The following is a 17,161-nucleotide window of genomic DNA, read 5'->3' on the forward strand; positions in this document are numbered from 1 at the left end:
ACCTGGGCAAGACCATCCAGGTCATTCCCCACGTCACCGACGAGATCAAGGACTTCATCTCCATCGGCGAGGATGAAGTGGATTTCATGCTCTGCGAGATCGGCGGCACCGTGGGCGATATCGAAGGCCTGCCATTTTTCGAGGCGATCCGCCAGTTCGGCCACAGCCAGCCGCGCGGCCAGTGCATTTTCATGCATCTGACGCTGTTGCCCTATCTGGCCGCCAGCGGTGAATTGAAGACCAAGCCAACCCAGCACAGCGTCAAGGAATTGCAATCCATCGGCATCGCCCCCGACATTCTGGTCTGCCGGTCGGAACATCCGATCCCGGACAAGGAGCGCGAGAAAATCGCGCTGTTCTGCAATGTGCGCAGGCAAGCCGTGATTGCCGCCTATGACCTGAAATCCATTTATGAGGCCCCGCTGGCCTATCACCACGAAGGGCTGGATCAGGCGGTTCTGGATGCTTTTGACATATCGCCCGCGCCGCAACCCGATCTGAGCACCTGGCAGGATGTGGCCGACCGCATCCACCACACCGATGGCGCGGTCAACATCGCCATTGTCGGCAAATATGTGCAGCTCGAAGATGCCTATAAATCGATCCGCGAGGCGTTGACCCATGGCGGCATCGCCAACCGGGTCAAGGTCAATGTCAAATGGGTCGATGCGGAAGTGTTCGATACCGAAGACCCGGCCCCGCATCTGGAGGGTTTCCATGCCATATTGGTGCCCGGCGGTTTTGGCGAACGCGGCACCGAGGGCAAGATCAAGGCGGCGGAATTTGCCCGCACCCGAAAGATCCCCTATCTGGGCATCTGTCTGGGCATGCAGATGGCGGTGATCGAGGCGGCGCGAAACCTGGCCGGGATGGCCGATGCCGGATCCGAGGAATTTGACCATGAATCCGGAGAAAATCGCTTTACGCCCGTGGTTTATCACCTCAAGGAATGGGTGCAGGGCAATCATCGGGTGGAACGCAAGGTGAGTGATGACAAGGGCGGCACGATGCGGCTTGGGGCTTATGATGCGGTGTTGAAGGCGGGCTCGAAAGCGGCCGAAATCTATGGCGCCACCACCATCGAGGAACGCCACCGCCACCGCTATGAGGTCGACACGCGTTACCGCGCCGCGCTGGAGGAAAAGGGCCTGATCTTTTCGGGCATGTCGCCGGATGGAAAATTGCCCGAGATCGTCGAGGTCAAGGATCACCCCTGGTTCATCGGCGTGCAGTTCCACCCCGAACTGAAATCGAAACCCTTTGCACCGCACCCGTTATTTGCCGATTTCGTGCGCGCGGCGGTGGAAAATTCGCGGCTGGTCTGAGCCGTTTGGGCAGTGATGCAGGATTGAGACCGCCGCGCCATTTCGAGGCGGTTCTTGCATGGGCGTGAGCGCGCCTGACATCGACACCATTCCGTTCGGTTTCGACGCCGATGGCTATGTGCCGGGCCTTGGGATCGAACAGATGTTTGCCGAAAACATCTCGGGCCGGATCGAAGTTTCACGCAGCTTTTCGATGTCACGGGCCTGGGCGTGCCGCCGGGCACCGAACTGGACGCCACCCGCATTTCGGTAGGCGTGGCGCTGCATTTCTGAGCCCTGCCCTGTCGGACGCGATGCAACGGGCCGCCCCTGGGCGGTCCTTTTTTGTTGGCCCGGCGCGCCGGGATCACCCGAAATGGCCGGAAATATCACGCCGCCGGGCGCATGAGAGCTTGGCCTTTGCGCAAAACGGGATTATCTGCATTTCATGTTTGGAGAACTTCTCAAGCGCCTGACGGCGACCGACCCCGCCCCCCTGCCCGACCCCGATGCGCGTCTGGCGCTGGCCGCCCTGCTGGTCCGCGTGGCGCTGAGCGATGGCCATTATGACGACAGCGAAAAAGCCCATATCGACCGGGTGCTGGCCCAGCGTCACGGGCTTGGCCCGTTCGAGGCCGCCAAGCTGCGGGGCCAGGCCGAACTGCTGGAAGGCGAGGCCCCCGATACCGTGCGTTTTACCCGCGCCATCAAAAATGCGGTGCCCTATCAGGACCGCACCGAAGTGATCGAGGCGCTGTGGTCGGTGGTTCTGGCCGATGGCGTGCGCGACCACCAGGAAGACGCGATGCTGCGGCTGACGGCCAATCTGCTTGGCGTCAATGACCGCGACAGCGCCCTGGCCCGGCAACGGGTCGCAGCACGGGGCTGAGGGCGATGCTGGCCGCCCTGGCGATGTATGACCGCCCGGAAACCACGGCGGCGAATGATCGCTACTGGGCGCTGATCCGCGACGCGCTGCGCGCGCGTGGGCTGGACGCGCCCGATGATTTGACCCGCGCCGATGACCCCTGGCCGATCTGGCAATCACCCGATCTGGTGCTGGCGCAGACCTGCGGCTTGCCGTATCGGGCCCGGCTGCAGGGTCATGTGCAGCTGGTCGGCACGCCCGATTACGGCCTGCCCGGCTGTGGCCCGGGGTTCTACAATTCGGTGGTGATTGCGCGGGCCGGGGATGACAGGCCGCTGGAAACCCTGCTGCGGGCCCGGGTCGTCATCAATGACGGGCTCAGCCAATCGGGATGGGCGGCGCTGTGCGATTTTGGTGCCGCTCTGGGCGTGACCCCGGCGCGGCCGGTGATCTCGGGCGGGCATCGGGCCTCGGCGCGGATGCTGGCCGACGGGCGCGCCGATATCGCCACGATTGATGCCCAGAGCTGGGCAATGCTGACCCGTTATGATGGCTGGATTGCGGATCTGGTGGTGCGTGCGCGCACCCCGCCTACGCCGGGCCTGCCCCTTATCTGCGCCCCGGCGCGCGATGCGGCTGCCATCGCCGGGGCGGTGCGAGGGGCCATCGCGGCGCTTGAGCCGGGCGATCGGAAAACCCTTGGGCTGCGGGCGCTGGTGCAGATCCCGGCCGGGCAATATCTGGCCCAACCCCTGCCACCAAACCCCGCCAATATGCCCGAAAACAACGCCGATCCGACGGTGGACCCCAAGTAACCCGGCAATAGAACATTGCAATCGCGCCGAAATTGCGCACAAATCGGCCCTGGCCCTGGGAGGGATATGCCGCGTGAGCCAAGAAACACCACCTGTCATCGACATCACCGGCCTGCATAAAAGCTATGGTGCGCTGGAGGTTTTGCGCGGTATCGACCTGCGGGCGCGGGCCGGCGATGTGGTCTCGCTGATCGGCTCATCGGGGTCGGGAAAATCGACATTGCTGCGCTGCGCCAACCTGTTGGAAGACAGCCAGGACGGCACCATCACATTCGAGGGTGAGGCGGTGCATTGGAAAGGCACCGGTCACGACCGCCGCCCCGCCGATGCCGCCCAGGTCCGGCGTATCCGCACCAATCTTTCGATGGTATTCCAGCAGTTCAACCTCTGGGCGCATATGTCGATCCTGCAAAATGTGATGGAGGCCCCGATCACGGTGCTGGGCGAGGATAGATCCGTCGTCGAGGCCCGCGCCCGGGCTTTGCTGGACAAGGTCGGCATTGGCGACAAATGCGATGTCTGGCCGGCGCAATTGTCGGGCGGCCAACAGCAACGCGCCGCGATTGCGCGGGCGCTGTGCATGCAGCCGCGGGCGCTGTTATTCGATGAACCGACCTCGGCGCTGGACCCCGAGCTTGAACAGGAAGTGGTCAGGGTGATCAAGGATCTGGCGGCCGAGGGGCGCACCATGCTGCTGGTCACGCATGACATGCGGCTGGCGCGCGATGTCAGCAATCATGTGGTGTTCCTGCATCAGGGCAAGGTCGAGGAAGAAGGCCCGCCCGAAACGCTTTTTGGCGCTCCGAAAACCGAACGCCTGCAACAATTCCTCAGCCATACGACATCGGCCTGAGGCATAATACCGAACCAACATAAGGGAGATAAGACAATGAAAAAACTGTTTCTTTCCGCCACAATTCTGGCGATGACCGCCGGAATCGCGCTGGCTGACAGCCATGGCCGCACCATCCGCATGGGCACTGAAGGGGCCTATCCTCCGTATAATTTCATCAATGATGATGGCGAGGTTGACGGGTTCGAGCGCGCCCTTGGCGATGAGCTGTGCGCGCGGGCCGAACTGACCTGCGAATGGGTCACCAATGATTGGGATTCGATCATCCCCAACCTGACCTCGGGCAATTACGACACCATCATCGCGGGCATGTCGATTACCGACGAACGTGATGAAGTGATTGATTTCACGCAGGATTATTACCCGCCCACGGCCTCTGCCTTCGCCGGTCTGTCGGAAGATGCCGATCTGATGGGTGGGGTCATCGCGGCCCAGACCAACACCATTCAGGCCGGGTATGTGGCCGAATCCGGGGCCATCCTGGTGGAATATGCCACCCCCGATGAAACCGTCGCGGCGGTGCGCAATGGCGAGGCCGACGCGGTGTTTGCCGATTATGATTTCCTGGCCGATATCGTGGCCGAAGACCCCGATCTGATCTGGGTCGGCGACCGGGTGCCATTGGGCGGTGGCGTTGGCATGGGCCTGCGCGAAACCGATACCGAACTGCGTGACATGTTCGATGCGGCGATCACCTCGATGAAGGAAGATGGCAGCCTGAATGCACTTCTGACCGAATGGTTCGGCGAAGACATCCTGCTTTACGAATAAAACTTTAGCGGGCCCTGCCGATCACCGGCGGGGCCTTCTTCCTTCACATTGGGGGGGCCGATGCGACGCGGCTGTTTCACCAGCAGGACAGTTCGGGATAGGGCTGATGCCGAAGGCGGTGTCGGCCATCGCGATGGCGTTGATCGGGGCCTTGTCGGGCGGCATGGCCGCCTTGCCGTGAGGGCACGTGATGTTTGAATTTTGCGCCGAGCCTTCGACGCTGGAGACCGGGCGCTGGTTTGCCTGCTACCTGACAAACGGCGTGCATATGCTGTTTTATCAGAGTTTTCTGACCGTGCTGCTGCTGCTGGCCATCACCGCCCCGCTGGCCCTGGCCTTCGGCTTTGCCGGGGCCGCCGCCTCGCGCAGCCATATCCTGCCGATCCGCTGGTTCGGCAAGATTTACACCTCGATGGTGCGCGGCGTGCCCGATATCGCGTTTTTCCTGTTCTTTGTCATCGCGCTGGATCAGGCGATGGAATGGATCAATCACCAGATCCGATGCCCCGACTGGACCGAGGACATACGTCAGGGGGCCAATTTCATCGTCTGCCAACAGGCCAAGATCCCGCTCAGCTCATCGCCGCAATGGGTTCATGAGGCCTATAATTTCGGCATCGCCGTCTTTACCTTTGCCATCGTATTCGGGGCCTTCGCGTCGAATGTCCTGTTTGGGGCCATGCGCGCCGTGCCGCATGAACAGATCGAAACCGCCGAGGCCTATGGCATGAACCGGCGGCAAAGCTTCTGGCGCGTCCTGGTGCCGCAGATGTGGATCTTTGCCCTGCCCGGTCTCAGCAATCTTTGGATGATCCTGATCAAGGCGACGCCGTTGCTGTTTCTTCTGGGGGTCGAGGATATCGTCTATTGGGCCCGTGAACTGGGCGGCTCGCGGACCACGCAATATGCCTATCCGCATCCCGATTGGCGGCTGTGGTATTTTCTGGGGCTGCTGGTGTTCTACCTTGGCTTTACGCGGATCTCCGAGCTGGTCTTGAACCGGCTGACGATCCGGCTCAGCCATGGTCAGGCCACTTTGGCGGGTGAAACACTGCGAAAGGCCGCGACATGAGATGGGCCATGATTTTGCGACGCGGCCACGCAACACCTGATGCGGTGCCAGGCGCATGGTGCGCAAAGTGGCGCACCAGGAGGCCCCTGACATGAGCTGTTGGGAGACCATCCAGGCCTATGCGCTGCGATCTCTGGGTTACGGCGAACGGCTGCTGCCGCGCGGCGACATCACGCTGTGCGAACAGTTTACGCTGATCGGCTCGGGGCTGATCTGGAATGTCTATTTCGGCGTATTGGCGCTGCTGTTCGGGTTCTTCTTTGCCGTGGCATTGGCGGTTGGCAAAGCATCACACCGGCGGTGGATCCGCAAACCGGCCAGTTGGTTCATCTTTGTGCTGCGCGGCTCGCCGCTGTTTATCCAGTTCTTTCTGGCCTATGAGCTTTTTGTGATGCTGCCGCGTGTCGGCGTCGAGATCAATCTCGGCTTTATCGAGATCACGGCTGAGTCGCGCTGGTTCGCGCGGGCCTGGCTGGGGGCGGTGATCGTGCTGTTTCTCAACACCTCCGCCTATGCCGGAGAGATCTTTTACGGCGCGCTGCGCGCGATCCCCAAGGGCGATCTGGAGGCCGCCGATGCCTATGGCATGTCGGGCTGGAATCGGTTCCGCCGGGTGGTGTTTCCGACCACGATGCGGCTGGCCTGGCCGGCCTATACCAATGAGGCCATCTTTCTCTTTCATGCCACCACGCTGGTGTTTTTCTCGGGCTTTCCGGCCTTTCGCCAACAGGGTGACGCGCTGTATTACGCACAGTATTTCGCGGACCGGACCTTCAACCCCTTTGTGCCCTACCCTATTGTGGCACTCTATTTCGTCATCGTGACATTGCTGGTGATCATGGTTTTTGGCCTGATCAACCGCCGCCTCAACCGACATCTGCCCAGGGATCGGCGCTCGCGGATAAAATACCGGCCGCAAGTGATCCGGTAATGCGGATCGGCGTGCTTCTGCTGGAACGGCGCCAAGGCGCGGTGCGGGACGCTGTGGGGGCGCACCCGACAGGCGAGGCCGCGACCGCCAGCCGCATCGGGCACCATTTCACTGCGGCATTCGCGCCACGCAAGCTGGCCTGAAACACCCTGACGCGGCGTTCGGTCTGGAAATCGCCTTGTTCCGAATGTAAGGAAAACAAAATACAGGTTTTCAAAAAGGTAAAAACATGGCGCATGCACCCAATGTCTATGATGCCGAGCCCATCCCCGAGGCCGCCCGCGCAGAGATCGAGCGGCTTTTGGCGACCGGAGACCTGTTTCGCTACACCGCGCCCGAAAACGCACCGGTGAGCGTGCTGGAGGGTGAATTTGCCGCGCTTCTGGGCACCAAATACGCGCTCGCCGTGTCATCCTGTTCAGCGGCGCTGTTTCTGTCGCTGCTCGGGCTTGGCCTGAAACCGGGCACAAAGGTGCTGATCCCCGGCTTTACCTTTGCCGCCGTGCCCTCTGCCGTGCTGCATGCGAATTGCCAGCCGGTGCTGGTGGAAGTGGGCGAAAACTACCGCATCGACATGGCTGATTTTGCCGCCAAGCTGACCGGTGATATCGGGGCCGTGATCATCAGCCATATGCGCGGCCACACATCCGACATGGATGCCATCATGGCGCTGTGCGATGGTGCCGGCGTGCCGGTGATCGAGGATGCCGCCCATTCGCTCGGCACTCTTTGGGGCGGGCGGAATATTGGCACTCTCGGCCGGGTCGGCTGTTTTTCATTCCAGTCCTACAAGCTGATCAACGCGGGCGAAGGCGGTATTCTGGTGACGGATGACGCCGATCTGGTGGCCCGTGCGGTGATCATGTCGGGGGCCTATGAACATAACTGGGCCAAACATGTCGCCAGCCCTGATGCGGCCCTGAACGATGCCTTTGGGCGCTGGCAGAACCTGCTGCCGCTTTACAATCTGCGCCTGTCGAACCTGTCGGCGGCAATCGTTCGGTCGCAATTGCCGGAACTGGCCCGCCGGGTGCGCGATGGCCGCGCCAATCATGATTATGTGGCCGGGCTGCTGAACAGCTCGCCCTGGCTGACGGTGCCCGCGCCCCTGAAGCCCGAAACCCGCGCCCCCGATTCGATCCAGTTCAATCTGAATGGGTTTGCGACCGACGCAGAGGCCCGCGCCTATGCCGATGCCGCCGCGGCGCGGGGCGTGAAAGTGCAGATATTCGGCCTCAGCACCGATAATGCGCGCGCCTTCTGGAACTGGAAATTCATCGCCGACCTGCCCGATCTGCCGCAAACCCGCGCCATGTTGATGCGGGCCTGCGATGTGCGCCTGCCGGCCCGTCTGCAAAAAGCCGATCTTGATTTTATCGCCGGGGCGCTGTTGGCGGCGGTCGAGGACATCAAAGGCGAGGCGCGCGCTTACGGCACGTGAAAACTTTTTCTGCAAAAGTTTTCCACCAAAAGAATTTTTCTAAAAATTCTTCCGCCGGCTAAAGCTTGCTCAGCTTCGATTGCAGCTCGGCCAGCTGTCTCTTGATATCGGCCAGTTCATCGCCGCTGTCATTCTCGGGCGCGTCCTCAGCCGTCGGGCCGGGCCATTGCGCACCGATGCCACCGGTCATCGCCTTGAGAAAACTTTCCTGCTGCGCCTGCATCGCCTCGAACCCGGGCATCTTGGCCAGCGGGTTCAGGGCGGAAATATTCTCGACCATCTTGGTTGGTCCGCTGCGCAACATATCAAATGACATCGCCAGAAATTCCGGCACCACGCTATTGGCCTGGGTCGAATAGCTGCGCACCAGATCGGTCAGCACATCTATCGGCAGCACGCTTTCGCCACGGCTTTCGTGTTCGGCGATGATTTGCAACAGATATTGCCGGGTCAGATCATCGCCCGATTTCAGATCGACGATCTTGACCTCGCGCCCGGCGCGGATGAAGCCCGCGATATCCTCCAGCGTCACATAATCCGAGGTTTCGGTATTATACAGCCTGCGGCTGGCGTAGCGCTTGATCAGTAGCGGTGTTGCGGCGTCGCCCATGGACCCCTCCCTTATGCCCTGCACTGCAATGCAGCATTCGCAGCCTAGTGCACTGGTGCCAAATTGCAATCGCCTGTCGGGCATATCGCATGTCTCGGAAAACCCGCGTCAGGTGATGCATCATGCTTCGGCTATTGCGCGACGTGCCTTAAGCACTTTCGGAAAAATCCGCGTCCCCTGACGCTGCCTGAAATCAGAGATTTCAACGCATCAGGGGACACGACATGCCTCTGGTATTCCGAGAAGTGCCTTAAAAGAAAAAAGGACGGACCCCCGTGACAGGGGGTCCGTCCTCTGGGCGTCGCGCGGGGATGGGAGGAAACCCTGCGCGCCGCATCCAATCGCTGGCTCAGGCGGCGGTTGCCTTTTTCGCAGCGGTGGTCACTTCGGCGGTCGCTTTCTTGACGACGGCGGTTGCTTCCTCGGAAGCTTCTTTGCCGGCTGCCATCATCAGCTCAACGGTTTCGACCTGCACTTGTTTTGCAATCTCGGCAAAGGAGGCCAGCGATTCGGTTACCATTTCGGCCTGTGCCGATGCGAAATCGGTGACGGCTTTGGTGTAATCGGTGGGCTCATCCTTGACGGCGGCGACATTGTTCAGTTTGGCCAGCGTGTCCTTGGTCCATTTCGAGGAGATCTCGGTGGATTTTTCGGCAGCTTCCAGTGCGACTTTCGAAAACTTCTCGCCCATTGCGGCAGAGGTTTTGAAGGCGTCGTTGAAGGCGGTCATGTCGACGGGGAAAGAAGCCATTGCTTCGTTGATATATTTGGTGAAATCATTGGTTTTGGCCATGGGTCTAGCTCCTGATTGCCCGATATCGGGCGTTGTTTGATCCGGTCCGCATTGCTGCGTCTGCACAGAATATGCATGCTGCAGTGCAGTATTTCAAGCATTATTCTGCGCTGCAGCAATTTATTTGCGAAACCGTTCAAAATCAGGCGTTTGACTTCTCCAGCACATAGGTGCCCGGCGCATCGCACAGGCATTCATGCTCCGACTCACCGGGAATGCGGGCCGCAACCTGCGCGCCCGAGCGTTTTTTCAGCCAGGTTTCCCAACGCGGCCACCACGAGCCTTCATGAAACCTGGCCCCCGCTTCCCAGGCATCCGGCCCGCCGCTCATGTCGGAATTGGTGAAATGGCCGTATTTCCTTTTTGACGGCGGATTGACGATGCCCGCGATATGGCCCGATTCCGACATGATGAAGGTCTTGTCCTTGCTGGCGAATTTCTCGAATCCGACATAGCATTGCCGCCAGGGCGCGATATGGTCGGTCTTGCAGCCGATCGAGGCCACCGGCAGCTTGATATCGCTCAGATGCACGGTTTCGCCCAGGATCTTGAAGCCGCCCTCGGCCAGCGCATTGGCCTGACACAGGTCGCGCAGATATTGCTTGACCATCCGCCCCGGCAGATTGGTGTTGTCACCGTTCCAATACAGCAGATCGAAGGCCGGCGGGGCCTCGCCCATCATGTAGCTGCGCACGGCGGGGCCATAGACCAGATCACGCGCCCGCAGAAAGCTCATGGTCTTGGACATGAAATAGCTGCTCAGAATGCCCTTCTCGGTGACCTGACGTTCAATCGCATCGACAAAATCATCTTGCAGAAAGACGGTAAATTCGCCCTGATCCGAAAAATCGGTGAGCGTGGTGAAGAAGGTGGCCGATCGGATCGAGTCGTCGCCGCGTTTTTGCAGCAGCGCCAGGGTTGCCGCCAGCGTGGTGCCGGCAATGCAATAGCCCACCGCGTTGACCTGTTTTTCGCCGGTAATCTCCTTGACGATATCAACCGCCCGCAGAAAACCGTCCTCGATATACTCCTCCAGGCCGACATCGGCATAGCTGGCATCGGGGTTTTTCCAGCTGACCACAAACAGGGTATAGCCCTGCTCCAGAACCCAGCGGATCAGGCTGTTTTTCGGTTTCAGGTCGAGGATATAGAATTTGTTGATCCAGGGCGGAAAGATGACCAGCGGCACCTTGTGGACCTTTTCGGTCAGCGGCGTGAACTGGATCAACTCCATCATCTTGTTGCGAAACACCACCTTGCCTTGGGTCGCGCCGATATTCTGGCCGACGGTAAAGGCATCGGGATCGGACAGGGTGGGCAACAGCTCGCCCTTGTTGGCCTCGATATCGCGGACCAGGTTTTCCAACCCGTCAACCAGGCTCTGGCCTTCGGTATCGATCGCCTTTTGCAGCGCGTCGGGGTTGGTGGCCAGGTAATTGGTTGGCGAAAACAGCTCGATGATCTGACGCGAAAAGAACTCTACCCGCTGCTTTTCGCTGGCGTCCAGCCCCTCGAGCTCGCTCACCGCGCCCTGGATGGCTTCGGCGTTCAGCTCATATTGCTGGCGCACGAAGCGGAAATAGGGATGCGTGCGCCACATCGGATTGGAAAACCGGCGATCGAGCGGTGCGTCATCGGCCTGGGGCATCTCGAAATCGCCGCGCGCCACGGCCTGCTGCACCTGGGTGAAATTTTCCATCGCCTTGCCCCAATAGGCCACCTGATCGGCGATCAGTTTGCCGGGGTTGGCCATCACTTCATTGAGGTAAGCCGTGCCCGCCTTCAGATAGAGATCCTGCCCCGGTCCCGATAGGCCGGCATCGGTGGTCAGGTCTTTCTGGCCGAGCGCGGCAACCATGCGTTTGGACAGCTCCTCCATCTTCGCAAGATTGGCATTCAGGCGGTCAAAATTCTCTCCCATCGGCTCCGCTCCGCTGTCATCATCTGATCCCATAGCTTGCCTTTACCCTCTCAATGCTGCATGTGCATATAAGCCTTGCCAGGGTGAGGGGGCAAAGCGACGAAATGAACCGGGTGCCAACCTCGGTGATTTGTCCCAGTTTTGCAGGAGACGCGGCGCGATGAAATACCTTCTCACATATGACATGATGGAATCGATCCGGGTGTCAAACCAATGGCTCGGCTCTACCGCCCGTGCGATGTGTTCTTATCCGCAACTGGGCCTGATCGCCAACCCCGCAATCAAGTTGACCGCGGCCTGGGGTGAGGTGATGGAACGCAGCTTTGAACGCATGGCGGTGAAACCCGATTGGAACATCCAGAGCCTGTCAGGTGCCGACGGGCGCGACCACCAGATCGAGGTGGAGCTGGTCAAGCCCCGGCCCTTTGGCGATCTTATCCGGTTCAATGTGCAGGGGCGTCAGCCGACCGGGCGCAAGGTGCTGCTGATCGCCCCGATGTCGGGCCATTACGCCACGCTTTTGCGCTCGACCGTTGTCAGCCTGCTGCCCGATTGTGATGTCTATATCACCGATTGGCACAATGCGCGCGACATTCCGGTTTCCGCGGGCAAGTTCGATATCGAAGATTATACGCTCTATCTTGTTGATTTCCTGAAGGAAATGGGGCCTGACACGCATGTGATCGCGGTCTGTCAGCCGGCCCCGCTGGCGCTGGCGGCGACCGCCTATCTGGCCGAGGAAGACCCCGACGCACAGCCGCGCACCCTGACCCTGATCGGCGGCCCGGTCGATCCCGATGCCGCCGCCACCGATGTGACCGATTTCGGCAATCGGGTGACCATGGGCCAGCTGGAGCGCCACATGCTGCAACGGGTCGGGTTCAACCATGCCGGTGCCGGGCGCATGGTTTACCCGGGCCTGCAACAGCTTTCCAGTTTCATCGCGATGAATGCCGAAAAACATACCAAGGCATTTGCCGATCAGATCATGCGCGTGGCCAAGGGCGAAGCCTCTGATCATGACAAGCACAACCGGTTCTATGACGAATATCTGGCGGTGATGGATATGACGGCGGAATTTTATCTTTCGACCGTCGAACGCATCTTCAAAGGGCTGGAGATTGCACAGAATCGGTTCACCGTGGCCGGCAAGCGGGTCGATATCGGAAAGATCACCACCGTGGCCGTGAAAACGGTCGAAGGCGGCAGGGATGATATTTCGGCCCCCGGGCAATGCGTTGCTGCACTGCGGCTTTGCACCGGGCTGCCGGAGGACAAGAAGGCCAATTACCTGGAACCCGAAGCCGGCCATTACGGCATCTTCGCGGGCAAAAGCTGGCGCAACAAGATCCGGCCGCTGGTGTTGAATTTCATCGACGCCAATTGCGATGTGCCGAAAACGCCGGTGCGTCAGAACGCTGCCGCCGAATAGGCGCGAATGGCGGGCGGCGCAGGCCGGGCTGCCCACCCCCCGGGGGGATCAATGGACCCTGACCCTCAGCATCCCCTCAGGCCCTTACTGCCCCTCAGGCCCTTACGGGCCCGCCTGACCCGCGGCCTGCAACCAGGCCTCGAGCGCCGCCAGCGCCGCATCCGGGGTTTCGCGCGTCAGCAGATGCCCGGCCTCGGGTAGAATGACCAGGCGGGCGTTGGGGATCAGTTCGGCCATGAATTCGTGGCGACGCGGCGGGCAGATGCGATCATGCGCCCCGCCCATCACCAGCGCGGGCACCCGCACCCGGCGCAGGGTGCCCTGCTGATCGGGGCGGCGTTGCAAGGCCCGCGATTGGGCCACGAACTGATCGGCCCCGGCATCAACCCCCATCTGAACGAACAGATCCTGCACGGTGGCGCGGTCCTGCCCCGGGGCCAGACAGGCGGCGGGCAGGAATTCGCGCAGCACATCCTCCAGCCGCCCGGCCCTGGCGCGCGCCATCATGGGTTCGCGCATGGCCGCCATATCGGGCGTGTCCGACAGCGGATCACTTGCCATCAATGCCAGCCTTGTGACCCGGTCGGGGGCCTTGCGAATGACCTCCATCGCCACAATGGCCCCAAGCGACAGCCCGGCCAGCGCAAAACGTTGCGGCGCGGCCGCCAGCACGGCAGTGGCCATATCGCGGATAGTGTCATGCCCGGCCAGACAGCCGATCTGCACCGCGCGGGCCCGCGAAAGCGCCTCGATCTGGGGCGCAAACAGCCGTGCGTCGCACATCATGCCCGGCAGGAAAACCAGTGGTTCCAAATTCTTGCACCCTTGCGCTGCGGATCAACCTTGTTGCGTGCTACCTGCCCCAGCCCCCTGCCCCGGTCAATCACCGATGCCACCGGTGCCGGATTTATCATTCGATCCGTATGAATTGCGCACCGCTCCAGCGAAATCGCGTCTGGCAGGCCGGTTGCAGATTTTGCCGGGCGCAATCGCTGATCCCGACCCCAAGCAGGATATCGGTCGCAATGGCGGGATCGACCCGCGCGCTTGCGGCCAGAACCTCGTAGGGCGCGTTGCCGGCCCGGATCGATGACGACACATAGGCCGTGGTCAGGCACGTATCTCCGCTGCATTCACCAGCCCCGCGCACGGACAGCAGCGGGTTGTCACTCTGGCAGGTCACACCCGACCAGTGCAGCAGAATATCCTCGACCCCGTCACCGTCAAAATCGCTGCGCCCGATAGCGTCGGCGCGCACCTGACCGGGGCCGCTGCAATGTTGGGTTATTTCATCCAGCATCGCCTGTTCCATCGCGGCCGCAGCTGCGGGCAGCATGCGCAGTATCTGAATGGTTTCAGCGGCATGGCTGGGCAAAGGCGCGCCCGAGGCACTCCAATTTCTGTCGCAGAAATTGATCACCTCGGCCATGCTGGTCGCCAGACCCGCGCCCGGCAGATCGCCGACCAGCACCGAGCCAGACCAAAGCTGCGCATCGCCACCGGCCAAAAGCGCCGTGATCAGTTGATCCCCGACCGAGATCCGGCTTTGCCATGCGACCTGCATTTCATTCCACCTGACGCCCGGCAACTGATAGCCGGTATCGCCGATGACAAAGACCACGTCACTGCGCGGGCCAGGGCCGACACCCGCCACGCCGAGGGTCTGAGTCATGGAAATGAGAATGACATAAGGGTCCAGCGGCCCGATGCCCTCGCCAAGCATCGGATCGGCACCGGGATAGGATCCGGCGCAGCCAAAGGTGATTGATCCGCCCGCGGGAACTGCATCGCCGAAGAACCAGCCATCCATGACGCTGGTGCGCGCGCTCCAGCCCTGCGCCAGCACGGGCGTTGTCAGAAGAAATGCGCCAAGCGCCAGAATGCCGGTTTTCAAATATCGCATGATCAATCCCTGGTTGAAAATCACCTGTCGCCAAAGGTGCAGCGACAGAGGCGTTCAGGCAAGTTCAATTGCCCCAATGCCCCGTTTTCCGCCAAATCAGGCCAGCGCGATCCCGTCTGCATCAAAGAAATGCAGTTTGGGCCGGGCAAATTCCAACCCCACCCTGTCGCCCACCTTGATGACGGTTTCACCATCGGCGCGCACCGTCAGCTTGCCCAAAGGCCCGCAATCGACAATCAGGAAATTATCGGCCCCCAGATATTCGACCAGATCGACAATGCCGTCGACATGGCCCTGGCCGGGCGTGCCCAGGGCGATGGCCTCTGGCCGGATGCCCAGATGGATGGCCCCGTCGCAACCGCTGGCCTCGCCGCCGCGCCCGCCTTCGATATGGAACACACCATCGCTGACCTGACAGGGAAAAATATTCATTTTCGGGCTGCCGATGAATTGCGCCACAAAGAGATTGCCGGGTTTTTCATACAGATCACGCGGGGTGCCGACCTGTTCGATCTGTCCCGCATTCAGCACCACAATCCGGTCAGCCAGCGTCATCGCCTCGACCTGGTCATGGGTCACGTAGATCATGGTCGCTGCCAGTTGCTGGTGCAGCTTGGCAATCTCATAGCGCATTTCAACGCGCAGCGATGCATCCAGGTTCGACAGCGGTTCATCGAACAGGAACGCTGTCGGATCGCGCACGATGGAGCGGCCAATGGCGACGCGCTGGCGCTGGCCGCCAGACAGATCCTTGGGGCGGCGGTCCAGGTAATCCTCGAGCCGCAGCGCGCGGGCGGCCTCATCGACCTTGGCGATGATCTCGGATTTCGGGGCCCCCGCCGTCAGCAGCGAGAACCCCATATTGTCGCGCACCGTCATATGCGGATACAGCGCATAGGATTGGAACACCATCGCCAGCCCGCGTTTGGACGGCGGCTCCGCCGTGGCATCGCGCCCGTCGATCTTGATCTGGCCGCGGCTGGTTTCCTCCAGCCCCGCGATCATCCGCAGCAGGGTGGATTTTCCGCAGCCCGACGGCCCGACAAAGATGACAAATTCGCCATTGTTGATCTCAAGATCGACGCCCTTGATGACCTGAACATCGCCGAACCATTTCTCGGCTGCAATTAGGGTGATTGCGCCCATGATCTACGCCTCCTTTGCGTTGGGAGAGGCCCAGCCAAGCCAGATGGCGGCGGTCCAGGTGAAGGTTTCGCCACCGGCGGGGGTGCCGTCATGGGGATCGAAATATTCGGCAAAACCCCGGTCCGAGATCAACCCGGCCGTGTCGCGGCGGATGCGGTCGGCCTCATCCGTCAGGCCGGCTTCGCGCAATCCGGTGGCAATCATCATGTTCATGATCCCCCAGACCGGCCCGCGCCAATAGCGCAGGCTGTCAAATTTGGCATGGGCCGGGTCGAAACTGGGCACGGCATAGGTGGCGGCGGCCAGAACCCGGCGCAGCGTGTCAATCGGCTGGCCCTCGCGCAAGCCGCCCCACCAGCTCAGAAAAGACGCGTTGGTCACACAAGCGTTCAGGCACCCGGTGCGCAGGTTGCGGCTGTCATAACAGGCAGTTTGCGCGTTCCACAGCGTCTCGGCACCGGTTTCCAGCCGGGCAATCCAGGCCTCGATCTCGGCCGTGGGTTGGCCCAGGTCGCGGGCGATTTCAACCAGGTCGCGGCAGGCCCGCATCAAGGTGAAGGTCATCGTCGGATCGGCCACCCGAAACGGGCTTTCGGCGGCAATCGCGGCGTCATCCCAGTTGCGGTCGCGGGCGAACTGCACCAGCCAGATATAGCGGTCGTAATCGGATTTGGTCGGGCGCATGCGCGGGTCGACATGGCCGGTATCGCGACGGGCATAGGGCGCGACGCCCTCGGGCTCGAACCCGGCCATGGCATCATCCCAGTCCGGCGCATTGTCGCGGCCCGCCTCCCAGGGGTGGGTGATCGCCACCGCGCCGGTTTCGGCCCGATGGGTCATGAACCAGCGATGCAGCGCCATGAACCGGGGGAAAAGCGCGCCCAGTCGCGCCAGCCCCGCCGCCTTGTCCCTGCGATAGGTCCGCAGCGCAAAACTGGCCACCACCGGCGGCTGGCTGATCCCCGAGGACGCCACCCGCCCCGGCCCCTTGCCGACGGCGTTTTCGGTGCCCCAGACATCTGCACCGGGGAAATAGCCGGTATCTTCCTTGTGGAACTGGATATGCGGCAACATGCCGTTTTCCCACTGGCCCGCCATCAGCGTCTCCAGCTCTGTCCAGGCCCGATCGACGTCGAACCCGGCAAAGCCCAGCGCAGCAAATGCGCTGTCCCAGTTCCATTGATAGGGATACAAACCATCGGTCGGCACGGTATAGCCGCCGCGATCATTCAGCCGCAAAATCCGCCGCGCCTCGGCGTCCAGCGCCTCTGCCCGGCCGGGCGTCATGTCAAACATCATTC

18 protein-coding genes are annotated in these 17,161 nt (G+C 61.4%); 11 read left to right on the forward strand and 7 right to left on the reverse strand.

Going from position 1 to position 17,161, the window contains the following annotated elements:
* The 10 genes from pyrG to ACW8PS_RS10430 form a co-directional block, all read left to right on the forward strand.
* On the forward strand, window positions 1-1,325 hold a 1,325-nt coding region (gene pyrG, locus ACW8PS_RS10385), incomplete at its 5' end, for a CTP synthase (RefSeq protein ID WP_491527324.1).
* A gap of 58 nt (window positions 1,326-1,383) precedes the next feature.
* Window positions 1,384-1,578: a hypothetical protein gene (locus ACW8PS_RS10390; protein WP_491527325.1), complete on the forward strand. Its 195-nt coding sequence runs from the start codon at window positions 1,384-1,386 to the stop codon at window positions 1,576-1,578.
* Between the two features lie 174 nt (window positions 1,579-1,752).
* Window positions 1,753-2,193 (forward strand): tellurite resistance TerB family protein, encoded by a 441-nt coding sequence (locus tag ACW8PS_RS10395; protein WP_491527327.1) that lies wholly within the window; start codon window positions 1,753-1,755, stop codon window positions 2,191-2,193.
* Between the two features lie 5 nt (window positions 2,194-2,198).
* Complete coding sequence (locus tag ACW8PS_RS10400; RefSeq protein ID WP_491527328.1) at window positions 2,199-2,987, forward strand: phosphate/phosphite/phosphonate ABC transporter substrate-binding protein; 789 nt, start codon at window positions 2,199-2,201, stop codon at window positions 2,985-2,987.
* A gap of 73 nt (window positions 2,988-3,060) precedes the next feature.
* A complete protein-coding gene (locus tag ACW8PS_RS10405; RefSeq protein ID WP_491527329.1) occupies window positions 3,061-3,840 on the forward strand; it encodes an ABC transporter ATP-binding protein in 780 nt (259 codons plus the stop codon).
* A 36-nt stretch (window positions 3,841-3,876) separates the two neighbouring features.
* Window positions 3,877-4,611: a transporter substrate-binding domain-containing protein gene (locus ACW8PS_RS10410; RefSeq protein WP_491527330.1), complete on the forward strand. Its 735-nt coding sequence runs from the start codon at window positions 3,877-3,879 to the stop codon at window positions 4,609-4,611.
* A gap of 190 nt (window positions 4,612-4,801) precedes the next feature.
* The gene (locus tag ACW8PS_RS10415) at window positions 4,802-5,683 is read left to right on the forward strand and encodes an ABC transporter permease (protein ID WP_491527331.1); all 882 of its coding nucleotides are present in this window, start codon (window positions 4,802-4,804) and stop codon (window positions 5,681-5,683) included.
* A 91-nt stretch (window positions 5,684-5,774) separates the two neighbouring features.
* Window positions 5,775-6,614 carry an ABC transporter permease gene (locus ACW8PS_RS10420; protein WP_491527332.1) on the forward strand — a complete coding sequence of 280 codons (840 nt, stop codon included), beginning with the start codon at window positions 5,775-5,777 and terminating at the stop codon, window positions 6,612-6,614.
* Window positions 6,614-6,757: a hypothetical protein gene (locus ACW8PS_RS10425; protein WP_491527333.1), complete on the forward strand. Its 144-nt coding sequence runs from the start codon at window positions 6,614-6,616 to the stop codon at window positions 6,755-6,757. Before ACW8PS_RS10420 ends, ACW8PS_RS10425 begins: the two co-directional genes overlap by 1 nt.
* Window positions 6,758-6,843: 86 nt before the next feature.
* A complete protein-coding gene (locus ACW8PS_RS10430) occupies window positions 6,844-8,055 on the forward strand; it encodes a DegT/DnrJ/EryC1/StrS family aminotransferase (protein ID WP_491527334.1) in 1,212 nt (403 codons plus the stop codon).
* Between the two features lie 58 nt (window positions 8,056-8,113).
* Here ACW8PS_RS10430 and phaR read toward each other — a convergent pair whose 3' ends face one another.
* The 3 genes from phaR to ACW8PS_RS10445 form a co-directional block, all read right to left on the reverse strand.
* A complete protein-coding gene (phaR, locus tag ACW8PS_RS10435) occupies window positions 8,114-8,665 on the reverse strand; it encodes a polyhydroxyalkanoate synthesis repressor PhaR (RefSeq protein WP_491527335.1) in 552 nt (183 codons plus the stop codon).
* 349 nt (window positions 8,666-9,014) lie between these two features.
* The gene (locus ACW8PS_RS10440) at window positions 9,015-9,458 is read right to left on the reverse strand and encodes a phasin family protein (protein ID WP_491527352.1); all 444 of its coding nucleotides are present in this window, start codon (window positions 9,456-9,458) and stop codon (window positions 9,015-9,017) included.
* A 142-nt stretch (window positions 9,459-9,600) separates the two neighbouring features.
* On the reverse strand, window positions 9,601-11,412 hold the full coding sequence (locus ACW8PS_RS10445) for a PHA/PHB synthase family protein (protein WP_491527336.1): 1,812 nt from the start codon (window positions 11,410-11,412) through the stop codon (window positions 9,601-9,603).
* Window positions 11,413-11,539: 127 nt separating this feature from the next.
* Here ACW8PS_RS10445 and phaZ point away from each other — a divergent pair, with 127 nt between their 5' ends.
* Entirely contained in the window at window positions 11,540-12,811 is a 1,272-nt protein-coding gene (gene phaZ, locus ACW8PS_RS10450) for a polyhydroxyalkanoate depolymerase (RefSeq protein WP_491527337.1), read from the forward strand.
* 102 nt (window positions 12,812-12,913) lie between these two features.
* Here the strand turns inward: phaZ and ACW8PS_RS10455 are convergent, their stop codons facing one another.
* The 4 genes from ACW8PS_RS10455 to ACW8PS_RS10470 form a co-directional block, all read right to left on the reverse strand.
* On the reverse strand, window positions 12,914-13,624 hold the full coding sequence (locus ACW8PS_RS10455) for an alpha/beta fold hydrolase (protein ID WP_491527338.1): 711 nt from the start codon (window positions 13,622-13,624) through the stop codon (window positions 12,914-12,916).
* A gap of 97 nt (window positions 13,625-13,721) precedes the next feature.
* Window positions 13,722-14,714, reverse strand: coding sequence for a hypothetical protein (locus tag ACW8PS_RS10460; protein WP_491527339.1), 993 nt, complete (start codon window positions 14,712-14,714; stop codon window positions 13,722-13,724).
* Window positions 14,715-14,810: 96 nt separating this feature from the next.
* Entirely contained in the window at window positions 14,811-15,860 is a 1,050-nt protein-coding gene (locus tag ACW8PS_RS10465) for an ABC transporter ATP-binding protein (RefSeq protein WP_491527340.1), read from the reverse strand.
* A gap of 3 nt (window positions 15,861-15,863) precedes the next feature.
* Window positions 15,864-17,159, reverse strand: a complete 1,296-nt coding sequence (locus ACW8PS_RS10470; RefSeq protein WP_491527341.1) for an MGH1-like glycoside hydrolase domain-containing protein — start codon at window positions 17,157-17,159, stop codon at window positions 15,864-15,866.
* Window positions 17,160-17,161: the final 2 nt, after the last annotated feature.

It is taken from the genome of Alterinioella sp. (assembly GCF_058343375.1).